The 13,063-nt window shown below is 29.4% G+C and carries 13 protein-coding genes; 9 read left to right on the forward strand and 4 right to left on the reverse strand.

The annotated features are described in order from the left end of the window. Positions 1 to 5 precede the first annotated feature (5 nt). From L3J60_RS05090 to L3J60_RS05115, 6 genes are all read left to right on the forward strand, one after another. Positions 6 to 332 (forward strand): nucleotide pyrophosphohydrolase, encoded by a 327-nt coding sequence (locus tag L3J60_RS05090; RefSeq protein ID WP_291974411.1) that lies wholly within the window; start codon positions 6 to 8, stop codon positions 330 to 332. Then, positions 333 to 572 (forward strand): hypothetical protein, encoded by a 240-nt coding sequence (locus L3J60_RS05095; RefSeq protein ID WP_291974412.1) that lies wholly within the window; start codon positions 333 to 335, stop codon positions 570 to 572. Positions 573 to 593: 21 nt separating this feature from the next. Beyond that, positions 594 to 1,805 carry a 3-phosphoshikimate 1-carboxyvinyltransferase gene (locus L3J60_RS05100; protein ID WP_291974413.1) on the forward strand — a complete coding sequence of 404 codons (1,212 nt, stop codon included), beginning with the start codon at positions 594 to 596 and terminating at the stop codon, positions 1,803 to 1,805. Positions 1,806 to 1,894: 89 nt separating this feature from the next. After that, a complete protein-coding gene (gene queA, locus L3J60_RS05105; RefSeq protein WP_291974414.1) occupies positions 1,895 to 2,944 on the forward strand; it encodes a tRNA preQ1(34) S-adenosylmethionine ribosyltransferase-isomerase QueA in 1,050 nt (349 codons plus the stop codon). Between the two features lie 71 nt (positions 2,945 to 3,015). Then, a complete protein-coding gene (rlmN, locus tag L3J60_RS05110; protein ID WP_291974415.1) occupies positions 3,016 to 4,053 on the forward strand; it encodes a 23S rRNA (adenine(2503)-C(2))-methyltransferase RlmN in 1,038 nt (345 codons plus the stop codon). A gap of 36 nt (positions 4,054 to 4,089) precedes the next feature. Next, a complete protein-coding gene (locus L3J60_RS05115; protein WP_291974416.1) occupies positions 4,090 to 5,067 on the forward strand; it encodes a polyprenyl synthetase family protein in 978 nt (325 codons plus the stop codon). Between the two features lies 1 nt (position 5,068). On the opposite strand, the gene L3J60_RS05120 is transcribed toward L3J60_RS05115, so the two are convergent. Next, positions 5,069 to 6,589, reverse strand: a complete 1,521-nt coding sequence (locus L3J60_RS05120) for a GH3 auxin-responsive promoter family protein (protein ID WP_291974417.1) — start codon at positions 6,587 to 6,589, stop codon at positions 5,069 to 5,071. A gap of 46 nt (positions 6,590 to 6,635) precedes the next feature. On the opposite strand from L3J60_RS05120, the gene L3J60_RS05125 reads away from it, so the two are divergent. Together L3J60_RS05125 and fabD are read left to right on the forward strand one after the other, a co-directional pair. Beyond that, the gene (locus L3J60_RS05125; RefSeq protein ID WP_291974418.1) at positions 6,636 to 7,430 is read left to right on the forward strand and encodes a DUF2797 domain-containing protein; all 795 of its coding nucleotides are present in this window, start codon (positions 6,636 to 6,638) and stop codon (positions 7,428 to 7,430) included. Between the two features lie 76 nt (positions 7,431 to 7,506). Continuing rightward, positions 7,507 to 8,382, forward strand: coding sequence for an ACP S-malonyltransferase (gene fabD, locus L3J60_RS05130; protein WP_291974419.1), 876 nt, complete (start codon positions 7,507 to 7,509; stop codon positions 8,380 to 8,382). A gap of 43 nt (positions 8,383 to 8,425) precedes the next feature. On the opposite strand, the gene L3J60_RS05135 is transcribed toward fabD, so the two are convergent. The 3 genes from L3J60_RS05135 to L3J60_RS05145 form a co-directional block, all read right to left on the reverse strand. Next, positions 8,426 to 9,847 (reverse strand): pyridoxal-dependent decarboxylase, encoded by a 1,422-nt coding sequence (locus L3J60_RS05135; protein ID WP_291974420.1) that lies wholly within the window; start codon positions 9,845 to 9,847, stop codon positions 8,426 to 8,428. 21 nt (positions 9,848 to 9,868) lie between these two features. Continuing rightward, positions 9,869 to 11,410, reverse strand: a complete 1,542-nt coding sequence (locus L3J60_RS05140) for an FMN-binding glutamate synthase family protein (RefSeq protein ID WP_291974421.1) — start codon at positions 11,408 to 11,410, stop codon at positions 9,869 to 9,871. A 164-nt stretch (positions 11,411 to 11,574) separates the two neighbouring features. Continuing rightward, complete coding sequence (locus L3J60_RS05145) at positions 11,575 to 12,501, reverse strand: patatin-like phospholipase family protein (RefSeq protein WP_291974422.1); 927 nt, start codon at positions 12,499 to 12,501, stop codon at positions 11,575 to 11,577. A 262-nt stretch (positions 12,502 to 12,763) separates the two neighbouring features. Here L3J60_RS05145 and L3J60_RS05150 point away from each other — a divergent pair, with 262 nt between their 5' ends. Continuing rightward, positions 12,764 to 13,033 (forward strand): hypothetical protein, encoded by a 270-nt coding sequence (locus L3J60_RS05150; protein ID WP_291974423.1) that lies wholly within the window; start codon positions 12,764 to 12,766, stop codon positions 13,031 to 13,033. Positions 13,034 to 13,063 lie beyond the last annotated feature (30 nt).

The following is a 13,063-nucleotide window of genomic DNA, read 5'->3' on the forward strand; positions in this document are numbered from 1 at the left end:
CCATTATGGATATAAAAAACTCACAACGTATAGTTGACAATTGGATTAAAGAACACGGAGTCCGTTATTTTAATGAGCTAACCAATATGGCACAATTAACTGAAGAAGTTGGTGAAGTTGCTCGTATTATTGCTAGGCGTTATGGTGAACAAAGTGAAAAAGAAAGTGATAAAAATAAAGATTTGGGTGAAGAACTTGCCGATGTGGTTTTTGTAGTTTTATGCTTAGCAAATCAAACGGGAATAGATTTGCAAAGTGCTTTTGATAAAAAAATGGATGTTAAAACAAAACGAGACCATAACCGCCATCATAATAACCCTAAATTAAAATAGATGAAAACCTACAAAAAAGAACCGTTCTTTAAATTAGTTTTACGCTTTGGAATCATTTTTTTAATATCTATTTTTTTTATTGAAATTATTTTTTCAATAATTATGAATCAAAGCTTTACAGCAATGCTACAACAATATTTTTTTAATAGTAACTGGATTCCTTTTTTGGAACGATTAATTATAATGTCGTTATTTTACGGACTTTTTATGGCGGTTTATTATAAGTTTATTAAAAAGTAAGTAGACTTTTATTTATAAGTTATGAAACTAAAAAAAATACCTAAAATAACAACTTTAATTTCTGGAAATATTCAAATTACAGGATCTAAAAGTGAAACTAACAGGTTATTAATTTTGCAACAATTATATCCTAATTTAAAAATACAAAATAGTTCTGTTTCAGATGATTCAATGGTTTTACAAAATGCTTTAAAAACCAATTTACCTGAGATTAACATTGGTCATGCAGGTACGGCAATGCGATTTTTAACGGCTTATTTTGCATCTAAAGAAAATAACGAAGTAATACTTACAGGTTCTGAAAGAATGAAAAACAGACCAATAAAAATTTTAGTAGATGCTTTAAACTTTTTAGGAGCCGATATTCAATATTTAGAAAAGGAAGGATTTCCGCCTTTAAAAATTTCAGGAAAAAAGTTAACAAAAACTTTGGTCGAAATTGAAGGAAATATAAGTAGCCAATATATTTCAGCTTTGTTGTTAATTGCTCCAAAATTACCAAACGGACTTAAGCTAAAATTTAAGAGTGAAGTTACTTCTATTCCTTATATTAAAATGACACTTGGTTTGTTGAATCAACTTAATATTAATTACCATTGGATTAAAAATGAAATTAAAGTTACTCCTCAATCTTCTATTGATAATAAAATGATTGTGGTAGAATCTGACTGGAGTTCGGCTTCCTATTTCTATAGTTTGGTTGCCTTATCTCCAAACGCTAAAATAAAACTAACATCTTATAAAAAAAACAGTTTACAAGGTGATGCTACTTTAGTTGATATTTATAAAAAATTAGGTGTTGAAACTGTTTTTGAAGAAAACACTATTGTTTTAAAGAACATAAATAAATTAACTCCTAAAAGTTTAATGCTAGATTTAATAAATACTCCAGATTTGGCTCAAACCATAGCCGTTACTTGCTTTGGTTTAGGTATTTCCTGTAATCTTACAGGGTTACACACGTTAAAAATAAAAGAAACCGATAGGTTAATTGCACTAAAAACGGAACTTGAAAAATTAGGTGGAAAAGTTAATATTACAAACCATTCAATTCATATACATTCTTCAACTAAAATTAAAGAGAATATTTCTATAGCTACGTATAATGATCATAGAATGGCTATGGCATTTGCACCGTTGGCATTAAAGGTATCTATACAAGTTGAAAATCATGAAGTTGTTTCAAAATCGTACCCTAATTTTTGGCATGATTTTGATAAAATTACACGCTAATTTTTAATAAAATAAATTTTAAATGCCTAAATACTTGACAACCCCTATGTTGAAGTTGTATATTTGCGCTCATTCTTTAAAAAAAATACATGAAGTTATCACGTTATAAATTTGAATTGCCAGAAGAGTTATTGGCAGAATATCCTGCTGAACATAGAGATGAAGCACGTTTAATGGTTTTAAACAGAAAAGAACAAACCATTGAACACAAAATGTTTAAAGATTTAATTGATTATTTTGATGAAGGTGACTTAATGGTATTAAATAATACTAAAGTTTTTCCTGCTCGAATGTTTGGCGTAAAAGAAAAAACTGGAGCAAGAATTGAAGTGTTTTTATTAAGAGAATTAAATGTTGAAAGTAGATTGTGGGATGTTTTAGTAGATCCAGCACGTAAAATTAGAATTGGCAATAAATTGTTTTTTGGAGAAGATGAAAGTCTTGTTGCTGAGGTTATTGATAACACTACGTCAAGAGGTAGAACATTACGTTTTTTATATGATGGTTCCTATGAAGAATTTAGAAAAAAATTGCAAGAATTAGGTGAAACTCCATTGCCTAAATATATTAAACGACCTGTAGAGGCTTCTGACGAAGAGCGATATCAAACTATTTATGCAAAACACGAAGGAGCCGTTGCTGCACCAACTGCGGGTTTGCATTTTTCTAAACATTTAATGAAACGTTTAGAAATTAAAGGAATTGATTTTGCTGAAGTTACACTTCACGTTGGTTTAGGAACTTTTAGCGGTGTAGAAGTTGAAGATTTATCCAAGCATAAAATGGATTCTGAAAAAGCATTAGTTTCTGAAGAAACCGCAAAAATTGTAAACGAAGCAATTGATTCTAAAAGACGAATTTGTGCAGTAGGTACAACGGTTATGAGATCACTAGAAAGTGCAGTGTCAACAAATCACCATTTAAATTCATATAATGGCTGGACCAATAAATTTATATTTACACCTTATGAATTTAGTATAGCAAATTGTATGATAACTAATTTTCATACTCCAAAATCAACATTAATGATGATGGCTGCTGCTTTTGCTGGCTACGACTTTTTAATAAAAGCATATAAAGAAGCTATTAAAGAAAAATATCAATTCTATTCTTATGGCGATGCGATGCTAATAATTTAATTAGCTTAACTATTTTCAAAAAAAATATATTCCCGCTTTGGCGGGAATAATTTTATAAACTAGATTTTAAAATGAATAAGAAAAAAGATATTCGTGCTTTAACTAAAGATCAGCTTCGTAACTTTTTTGTAGCGGAAGGCGATAAAGCTTTTAGAGGAAATCAAGTTTATGAATGGCTTTGGATTAAAAGTGCTTATACTTTTGAAGAGATGACCAACTTATCTCTTGAAACTCGAACGTTATTAGATAATCATTTTGTAATTAACCATATTGAAGTTGATAAAATGCAACGAAGTAAAGATGGCACGGTAAAAAATGCTATTAAATTACATGATGGATTAATTGTAGAATCAGTTTTAATTCCTACAGGTACACGAACAACCGCTTGCGTTTCAAGTCAGGTTGGTTGTACATTAGATTGTTTGTTTTGTGCTACAGCTCGCTTAAAAAAAATGCGAAATTTGAATCCTGATGAAATTTATGACCAAGTGGCTGCCATTAACAAAGAAAGTTTATTGTATCATCATCATAAATTATCAAATATTGTGTTTATGGGAATGGGTGAACCGTTAATGAACTACAATAATGTTTTAAAATCTATTGAAAAAATAACATCACCTGAAGGATTAGCAATGTCACCAACTAGAATTACGGTTTCTACTTCTGGAGTGCCAAAAATGATTAAAAAATTAGCAGATGATGAAGTAAAATTTAATTTAGCAGTTTCCTTACATTCAGCAATAGACGAAATTCGCTCTAAAATAATGCCATTTAGTGCAGCATTTCCTTTAAAAGATTTAAAAGAATCTTTAGAATATTGGTATGCAAAAACAAAAAGAAGAATTACGTATGAATATGTAATTTGGGATGGAATAAATGATGATAAAGAATCTATTAATGCACTGGTTAAATTCTGTAAATACGTACCTTGTAAAGTGAATTTAATTGAGTACAACCCAATTGATGATAGTGATTTTAAGCAAGCAAAACCCCAAGTAATTAATGACTACGTTAGTAATTTAGAAATGAATGATATTATTGTTAATGTTAGAAGAAGTAGAGGGAAAGATATTGATGCAGCGTGTGGGCAATTAGCAAACAAAAGTTAATTAAACTATCTTTTTTTTAGTATTTTTGAAATCTTAATGAAGCCAATAGAACAAATAAAACAACCCATTTTAACTGAAATGGAACTCTTTGAAAGTAAATTCAGAGAGGCAATGACTACCAAAGTTCCATTACTTAATAGAATTGCACATTATATTGTTAGAAGAAAAGGAAAACAAATGCGACCTATGTTTGTTTTTTTGGTAGCAAAAATGGTTTCTGATGGTAAATTTAATGAACGAACTTATCGAGGAGCATCCATCATTGAGTTAATACATACCGCAACTTTAGTGCATGATGATGTTGTGGATGATAGCAATATGCGAAGAGGATTTTTCTCAATAAATGCTTTATGGAAAAATAAAATTGCCGTATTGGTAGGTGATTTTCTGTTATCAAAAGGCTTATTGCTTTCAATTGATAATGGTGATTTTGATATTTTAAAACTGATATCCGTTGCCGTTAGGGAAATGAGTGAAGGCGAATTATTGCAAATTGAAAAAGCCCGGAAATTAGATATTACGGAAGAAGTTTATTTTGAAATTATTCGTCAAAAAACAGCAACATTAATTGCTGCTTGTTGTGGAATTGGTGCCGCTTCTGTGGGATGCAATACGGAAGAAGTAGAAAAAATGAGAACATTTGGAGAACAAATTGGCATTGCGTTTCAAATAAAAGATGACCTATTTGATTACACCAATGATAAAATAGGAAAACCTACTGGAATTGATATTAAAGAACAAAAAATGACACTTCCTTTAATTTACGCCTTAAATAATTGTGAGCCAAAAGAACAAAAATGGTTAATTAATTCAGTTAAAAATCACAACAGAGATAAAAAACGAGTTAAAGAAGTAATTGCTTTTGTGAAAGAAAAAGGAGGTATTGAATATACTACATCAAAAATGAAAGAATATCAATTAAAAGCTATGGAAATACTTAATTCTTATCCAGATTCACCTTATAAAAACTCTTTAATAACTATGGTAAGTTATGTTATTGACCGTAAAAAATAAATTAATTTACACGACTCATTTCTAAAAGTTCTTCCATAAATTCTCTTGAATTTGATAAACGAGGTATTTTATGTTGACCTCCAAGTTTTCCTCTATTTTTTAACCAATCGTAGAATAATCCAGATTTTGCAATATTTATTTTAGGCATGGCTAAGGTTAAATTATGATATCTTTTTGCTTCGTAATCTGAGTTTACAGCTTTTAATGCATTATCTAATAATTCAGTAAAATATTCCAAATTTTCAGGCTGTTTTTTAAATTCAATCATCCATTCATGACCACCTTTTGCTTTTGAATTCATAAAAATAGGAGCAACCGTATAATCTAAAACTAAAGCACCAGTTAGTAAACAAGCATGTTGCAATGCTTTCTCAACATTATCAACCATCAATTCTTCACCAAAAACATTAATAAAATGTTTGGTTCTTCCTGTAATTCTAATTCTATATGGTTTTAGGCAAGTGAATTTTATGGTATCACCAATTAAATAACGCCATAAACCGCCATTGGTGGTAATAACCATAGCATAGTTTTTATGCAATTTAACTTTGGATAGCGGAATGGCAATAGAATTTTCGCCATCATATTTATCCATAGGAATAAATTCATAAAAAATTCCATAATCTAACATGAGTAATAAATCTAAGGAATCATTTTTATCTTGAATGGCAAAAAAACCTTCCGAAGCATTATAGGTTTCGTAATATTTAAAATCCTTTTTAGGAATTAGTTGTTTAAATTGCTCACGATATGGATTAAAATTTACGCCTCCGTGAAAATAAACTTCTAAATTTGGCCAAACTTCTAAAATATTATTTTTACCAGTTTTTTCAAGCACCTTATTTAATAATACTAACATCCAAGAAGGCACACCAACTAAACTTGTAATATCTTCATTAACGGTTTCATCAATAATGGCTTTTATTTTACTTTCCCATTCACTTATTAATGCAGTTTCTTGTTTTGGTGCACTGCTATAATCAGCCCAAAAAGGTAAATTTTCAATAATTATTGCCGATAAATCACCAAAATAAGAGTTGTTGTCTTCATAAACAGCACTACTTCCTCCTAATCGCAATCCTTTACCGGTAAATAATTGAGCTTCTTCATTATTATTAAAATACAAACAGAGCATATCTTTTCCTGCTTTTAAATGACAATCTTCCAAAGCTTCATCGCTAACAGGAATAAATTTACTTTTTGCATTAGTAGTTCCGCTAGATTTTGCAAACCATTTAATTGGAGTTGGCCAAAAAATATTTTGTTCCCCTTTTCTAGATCGTTCAATTAAGGGCTCAATAGTTTCGTATTGTTGAAGGGGAACTTTTTCTGCAAAATCTTTATAAAATTTGATAGAAGAAAAATTATATTTTTTTCCAATTTCAGTATCTTGAGCATACTCAAGTAAATTATTTAATAATTCTTTTTGAACATCATTTGGATATTTTAAAAATAATTCCATTTGAAGTTTTCTTTTTTTTAAAAACCATGAAATAATTGAATTTACTATTGGATATGCCATTTTTTTATAATGTATCTTTATCACGTTAAATTTAAGAAAAACTTTTATGCAATATCCATTAGTTTTAAAAAAAATGATAACCGAAATCTCGGAAAAGGTTCAATATTATGAAATAACTGAAAATCATATATTAAATATGAACCAATTATTAGATCGTGAAATTGAAATTAGTTTTGAAGGAACTCAATGTTTATGCTGTGGAAAAGAAAAAAAAATATATAGACAAGGATTTTGTTATGATTGTTTTTATAAAAGTGCACAAGTTGGGGATTGGATTATGAGACCTGAGTTAAGTAAAGCACATTTAAATATTGAAGATAGAGATTTAGCTTATGAAAAAGAAGTGCAATTGCAACCTCATATTGTGTATTTAGCATTATCAAGTAATGTAAAAGTTGGAGTAACCAGAAAAACCCAAGTACCCACAAGATGGATTGATCAAGGAGCAACTAAAGCTATTGAAATTGTGGAGGTTCCTAATAGATATTTGGCTGGTATAACAGAAATTGCTTTAAAAGAGTTTGTTGCGGATAAAACAAATTGGCAAAAAATGTTGAAAAATGAAATTGCTGTTGCTGATTTAGAAGTTGAAAGAGAAAAATTAAAAAAATACATACCTGCAGAAGCTAAACCTTACTTTTTAGAAAATGGTCATATTACGGAAATTAATTATCCAGTTTTACAATATCCAACTAAAATTAAATCTTTAAATATTGAAAAACAAGGCGTTTACAAAGGAAAATTAAAAGGGATTAAAGGTCAATATTTAATTTTTGAAGATGGCACAGTGTTTAATGTGAGAAATAATGAAGGATTTAAGGTTATTTTATCCGTTAATTAATTTTTTAGTTTCTTCAAAATTTGACTATCACAAATTATTTCTATTTTTGCGTTTTAATTAAGATAAGATAAATTACATGAAAGCATATATTTTTCCAGGTCAAGGAGCACAGTTTACAGGAATGGGATCGGATTTGTACGAAAAATCTTCTTTAGCACAAAAACTTTTTGAACAAGCTAATAAAATTTTAGGGTTTCCAATAACAGATATTATGTTTGAAGGAACTGCTGAAGCATTAAAACAAACCAAAGTAACACAACCTGCCATATTTTTACATTCTGTAATTTTAGCAAAAACTTTGGGTGATGATTTTAAACCAGAAATGGTAGCAGGTCATTCATTAGGTGAATTTTCTGCTTTGGTTGCTAATAAAGTTTTATCCTATGAAGATGGACTAAGTTTAGTTTCAAAAAGAGCATTGGCAATGCAAAAAGCTTGTGAAATGCAAGAATCCACTATGGCAGCTGTTTTAGGATTGGACGATAAAGTTGTTGAAGACGTTTGTAAAAGTATTGACGGTATTGTGGTTGCTGCAAATTATAATTGCCCTGGGCAATTGGTTATTTCAGGTGAAATAAATGCTATTGATAAAGCCTGCGAATTGCTAATTGAAAAAGGAGCAAGACGTGCATTAAAATTACCTGTTGGTGGTGCTTTTCATTCTCCTTTAATGGAACCAGCTAGAGAAGAATTAGCTAATGCTATTGAAAATACGACTTTTAGCGAACCAATTTGTCCTATTTATCAAAATGTAGTTGCAAAAGCAGTTAGTAATCCTATTGAAATTAAAGAAAATTTAATAGCTCAATTAACCACTCCAGTACGCTGGACTCAAACCATTCAACAAATGATTGCTGATGGAGGAACTGAATTTATTGAAGTTGGACCAGGAAAGGTTTTACAAGGTTTAATGCGAAAAATAGATAGAAGCGTTTCAGCAAGTGGAATATAGAACCTAATTTTTTTTAAAAATAAAATTTAGTCTATATTTTATTTTAAGAAGCAACAAATTTATTTTTATTTTCAAGTTTTGACGCGGTTTCTAATAAATTATTAAAAAATAAATCGATATCGGCTTTGTTTATTTCTCCATTGGCTGTAATTAATCTAATGGCTAAAGTTTTACCAATATAACCATAGTTTACAATAGATTTTCCATTTTTACGCATGGCTTCTCTAAGTTCTAGATTAAAAGAATTTAAGTTAATTTTATGTTTAGGAATAAATCTAAAACAAACCGCAAAAGATTGGCGATTTACCAACAATTCTAGATTAGGATTCTTATTTACAACTTCTTCTGCATAAGTTGCCATAACAATTAAGTTGTCAATTCGTTTTTGATAACCTTCTAATCCAAAATATTTCCAAGCAAACCAAAGTTTTACGGCATCCACTCTACGTCCACATTGAATGGATTTTTCACCTAAATCTTCAATTTTATCAATATCATGAAAAATGTAATCGGTATTTATATCTGTAATATTATGTTGTAATGTTCCTCTTTTTTTTACTAATAATACAGAACAAATTAAAGGAATGTTCATTAATTTATGGGGATTCCATGCAAAAGAATCTGTTTGTTCAATACCTTTCATTAAATAACGATGTTGGTCGCTTAAAATTAAAGAACCACCAAAAGAACCATCAGCGTGCAACCAACAATTGTATTTTTTACAAATTTCAGCCATTTCCTCTATTGGATCATAAGCTCCTAATAAAGTAGTTGCACAAGTTGCAGCCACAAAAAATGGAGTTTCACCGTTATCAATGCAATTCTTTATTTCTTTTTCTAATTCTGAAGGAAGTAGTATTCCGTTTGCATCTGATTTTATTTTAATCACATTATTTGAGCCAATTCCTAAAACATTGGCAGCAGTTTCAAAAGAATAATGAGCTTGTTCGCTCACAAAGGCTTTTAATTTTTTATTTCTATCATAACCTTCAAATCTACTTTCAGGTAAAATTTTATTTCGAGCAGAAAACATAGCTATTAAATTGGCATTGCTTCCTCCCGTCACAAAAATTCCATCACCATTTATATAACCTGTATATTGGTTCATTAAGCGAATCATCTCAGTTTCAATAGCCGTAGCAACAGGAGCAACCTCATAAGTGTACATAGATGTGTTTGCTAAAGCGGTAAATACTTCGCCAATAAATGCAGGGAAATTAAAACCAGAATATAATTGATTCATAAATTGTTTATTCCCTGTTTTAACGGAATATTCTAAATACTTATCAATTAACATTAAAAAATCTTGCTCGGTAACTCCTTTTTTTTCTATCTCAAAATTAATTACTTCTTTTAATTCTGATGGGGTTTTAAATTTAACTATAGGTAAGCTAGTATCTTTGTTACCCTCTAAATATTTTTTAATTTTATCGAAAGATTTTGTTAATATAGTTAACTCGTTCATATAATTTTTTATAACAGTACTTTAATTATTAGTTGAAAACAGCAAACTTCCCACTTCAGTATATGGAAATATATCATCATATTTTAAAACGGTATTCATATTAATTCTTCTGTTTATATGATGGCGTTTTAAATGAGATGGATTAGCAACTCCTGTAGCGGCAATTAATTCACTAAAACTGAGCAAAGTTTCCTGATGAAAATTAGCAACTCTTATAGATTTATCTTCAACATCTAGGCCTTTCATTAAAGATTTATTTTGGGTGGCAACACCAACTGGACAAGTATTATTATTGCACTCTCTTGCTTGAATGCAGCCGATAGCTAACATCATTGCTCTGGCACTATTTACCATATCAGCACCTAAAGCAATAATACGAGCAATATGAAATGCACTAAAAATTTTCCCAGATGCAATAATTTTGATATCTTTTTTTAAATCGAATCCCATAAGTGTATCGGTTACAAAAGCTAAACCGTCTCTTAATGGCATTCCTAATGAATTAGAAAATTCAACGGGAGCAGCTCCTGTTCCTCCTTCGCCACCATCAACGGTAATAAAATCGGGTTTAATTCCTGTGGAAACCATGGCTTTACACAAATCTATAAATTCTTCTTTTTTACCTACGCATAATTTAAATCCTATTGGTTTTCCTCCAGATTTATCTCGTAATAGCTTTATAAAATTCATTAATTCTGTTGGCGATGTAAATGCAGAATGAGAAGGGGGAGAATTAACATCGGTATGAGCAGGAACATCTCTAATTTCAGCAATTTCTTCGGTATTTTTAATAGCTGGTAAAATTCCACCATGTCCAGGTTTTGCTCCTTGAGATATTTTAATTTCAATCATTTTAACATTTGGTAAGGTTGCTTTTTTAGTAAAGGTATCTACGCAAAATTTTCCATCATGAGTTCTACAACCAAAATAACCTGTACCTATTTGCCAAATTAAATCTCCTCCATGTTTTAGATGATAAGGACTTATTCCTCCTTCACCTGTGTTGTGTGCGAAATTTCCTTCTTTGGCTCCTTTATTTAATGCTAAAACTGCATTTTTACTTAACGAACCAAAACTCATAGCTGAAATATTTAATAGGCTTGCGTTGTAAGGTTTTTTACAATCTGGATTGCCAACATTAACTCTGGGATGAGCATTTTTATCATTATCATTACAAGCATACATAGAATGATCTAACCATTCGTATCCTTCTCTATATACATCCATTTGAGTGCCGAATGGAACGGTATCATTTGCTTTTTTTGCACGTTGATATACTAAATTTCTAAACATTCTATTAATTGGTCTTCCTTCTATATCAGTTTCTACAAAATATTGCATGATTTCAGGACGAATTTTCTCTAGTAAATACCTTCCGCGACCTATAACAGGAAAATTTCTTTTTATAGTATGTTTTTTTTGTAGAATATCGGAAATACCTATAAAAATTAATGGTCCAAAAAGTACTAGGCTCCATAAGATTGGTTTCCAGCTTATTGAAATTAATCCGATAATCACTAAGGTAATTATAGAAATAGTGATAAATGTTTTTCTAACTTTCATTCTTTATAATTTATTAATTTTTAATATATTGTTTAGACCAAATAGCAACAATCATTTTTCCAACATATAAGGAATCTTCTATGTTGGTTAATAGATAATCTGTACCATCTAAAGATATAAATTTTTTTGGATGCCAAGCACATTTAAAAATTTGTGTTATTTTTTTATGATTTTATTTGTTTTACTTTGCCGTTTGGCATAAAACAGTGACAAACAGGAGGTGTTGTTTTAGCAAAATTATATCCTTTTTCCCACCAAGTTGTCATTTGCTTTGGATGAAAAAATAACGGATTGTTGGTAAGGTCTTCAGGACAATTATACATTCGGATATCAATTTTAGATTGTCTTCCTTTTAATTTGCCAATTAGTACATCATTTAAGCCTATTTGATTAGACATAAACTTAAACGCACTAACTAAGGTTTGAAATGGATTAGTTGCTAAACAGTTTTCAACAGTAGTTTTTGGACTATCTAAAATGATGACATCTACCTCACAAGCACCTAATTCAATGGCTTTTAAAACAGGAACATGACTTCCAAAACCTCCATCTGCATATTGACAATCATTTTTTTTAAGTAAACTCATAAAAGGCACAAAATTGGCAGAAGCCCACATCCAATCACAAAAATCTTCGTAATTATTTTCAAGTGCGGTTTTATATTCAACTTGTTGTTGTGTTAAATTTGAAACAGTAAAAATTACTTGTGCTTTAGTTTTAAGTTTTTCAAAATCATCTTTTGAAAGTACTCGTTTAATCAGTTTTCGTAAATTTTTACTTTCTCCAAACGTACTGCAACCTTTTAAAAATGCTCTAATAGTATTAAAATGATTTATTTTTAATTTATAATCGCCATCAACTTCTTTTACTTTAAACGGATATATATTAAAAACATCTTTATTGTTAATATTAGAAAAAATTGTTTTTAATTCCGTTACTTTTTGTAATGCTAAATGACTAATTAATAAACTTCCAACTGAGGTTCCAATAAAAATATCGTATTTATTTCTCTTCACATTTATTAAGTATTCGGCAACTCCACCTGCAAAAGCACCTTTGCTACCACCACCAGAAATTACTAAAGCTTTCATTTAACTATATTATAATTTGGTTAGGTTGGTCGTTAAATTTTTTAAGGCTTACTATTCTATTTTATAAAATTATTGTTAAATATTTTCCCATTTACGAGTTGTATTTTACGAGCTAAGAGTATTAGAAATTATTATTATGAGTTTTTTAGTTTAGATTGAAATTAGTTAATTAAGATTTTGTTTGGAGAAAAATCATTCAAAAAAAGTGTATAATTTGTTAAAAATCTGTAAATTAGAGGAGTTAATGTAAATTTTAATTAAAGTGTTAACCATAAATTTAACTGAAGTAAAAAGTAAAGAGCAAATTGCCAAGATAATTCTAAAAACCATGGAAGTTAATGGAATAAAAAAATCGGAATTAATAAATGGCACTCATTTAAGTAAAACGGCAATTAGAAGTGTAGTATCTCTTAATAATTCTGAAAAAGATTATCGTTTAAATACTTTGCTAAAAATATTGAAGTACTTAAAAATAACTATTTACATTGGTAAAAATGAAGAAAAAAGAACTGAAGTACTTTCTCTTTTTTAGAGGGTTTAAATACTAAAATACTTGTGTAAG

The sequence above is a fragment of the Lutibacter sp. genome, assembly GCF_021647475.1.
Classification (GTDB): Bacteria; Bacteroidota; Bacteroidia; order Flavobacteriales; family Flavobacteriaceae; genus Lutibacter.

Bases quoted from the DNA above. Each gene is read 5' to 3' on its own strand.
- L3J60_RS05090 (WP_291974411.1), top strand. From the start codon at position 6: ATGGATATAAAAAACTCACAACGTATAGTTGACAATTGGATTAAAGAA.
- L3J60_RS05095 (WP_291974412.1), top strand. From the start codon at position 333: ATGAAAACCTACAAAAAAGAACCGTTCTTTAAATTAGTTTTACGCTTT.
- L3J60_RS05100 (WP_291974413.1), top strand. From the start codon at position 594: ATGAAACTAAAAAAAATACCTAAAATAACAACTTTAATTTCTGGAAAT.
- queA (WP_291974414.1), top strand. From the start codon at position 1,895: ATGAAGTTATCACGTTATAAATTTGAATTGCCAGAAGAGTTATTGGCA.
- rlmN (WP_291974415.1), top strand. From the start codon at position 3,016: ATGAATAAGAAAAAAGATATTCGTGCTTTAACTAAAGATCAGCTTCGT.
- L3J60_RS05115 (WP_291974416.1), top strand. From the start codon at position 4,090: ATGAAGCCAATAGAACAAATAAAACAACCCATTTTAACTGAAATGGAA.
- L3J60_RS05120 (WP_291974417.1), bottom strand. From the start codon at position 6,589: ATGGCATATCCAATAGTAAATTCAATTATTTCATGGTTTTTAAAAAAA.
- L3J60_RS05125 (WP_291974418.1), top strand. From the start codon at position 6,636: ATGCAATATCCATTAGTTTTAAAAAAAATGATAACCGAAATCTCGGAA.
- fabD (WP_291974419.1), top strand. From the start codon at position 7,507: ATGAAAGCATATATTTTTCCAGGTCAAGGAGCACAGTTTACAGGAATG.
- L3J60_RS05135 (WP_291974420.1), bottom strand. From the start codon at position 9,847: ATGAACGAGTTAACTATATTAACAAAATCTTTCGATAAAATTAAAAAA.
- L3J60_RS05140 (WP_291974421.1), bottom strand. From the start codon at position 11,410: ATGAAAGTTAGAAAAACATTTATCACTATTTCTATAATTACCTTAGTG.
- L3J60_RS05145 (WP_291974422.1), bottom strand. From the start codon at position 12,501: ATGAAAGCTTTAGTAATTTCTGGTGGTGGTAGCAAAGGTGCTTTTGCA.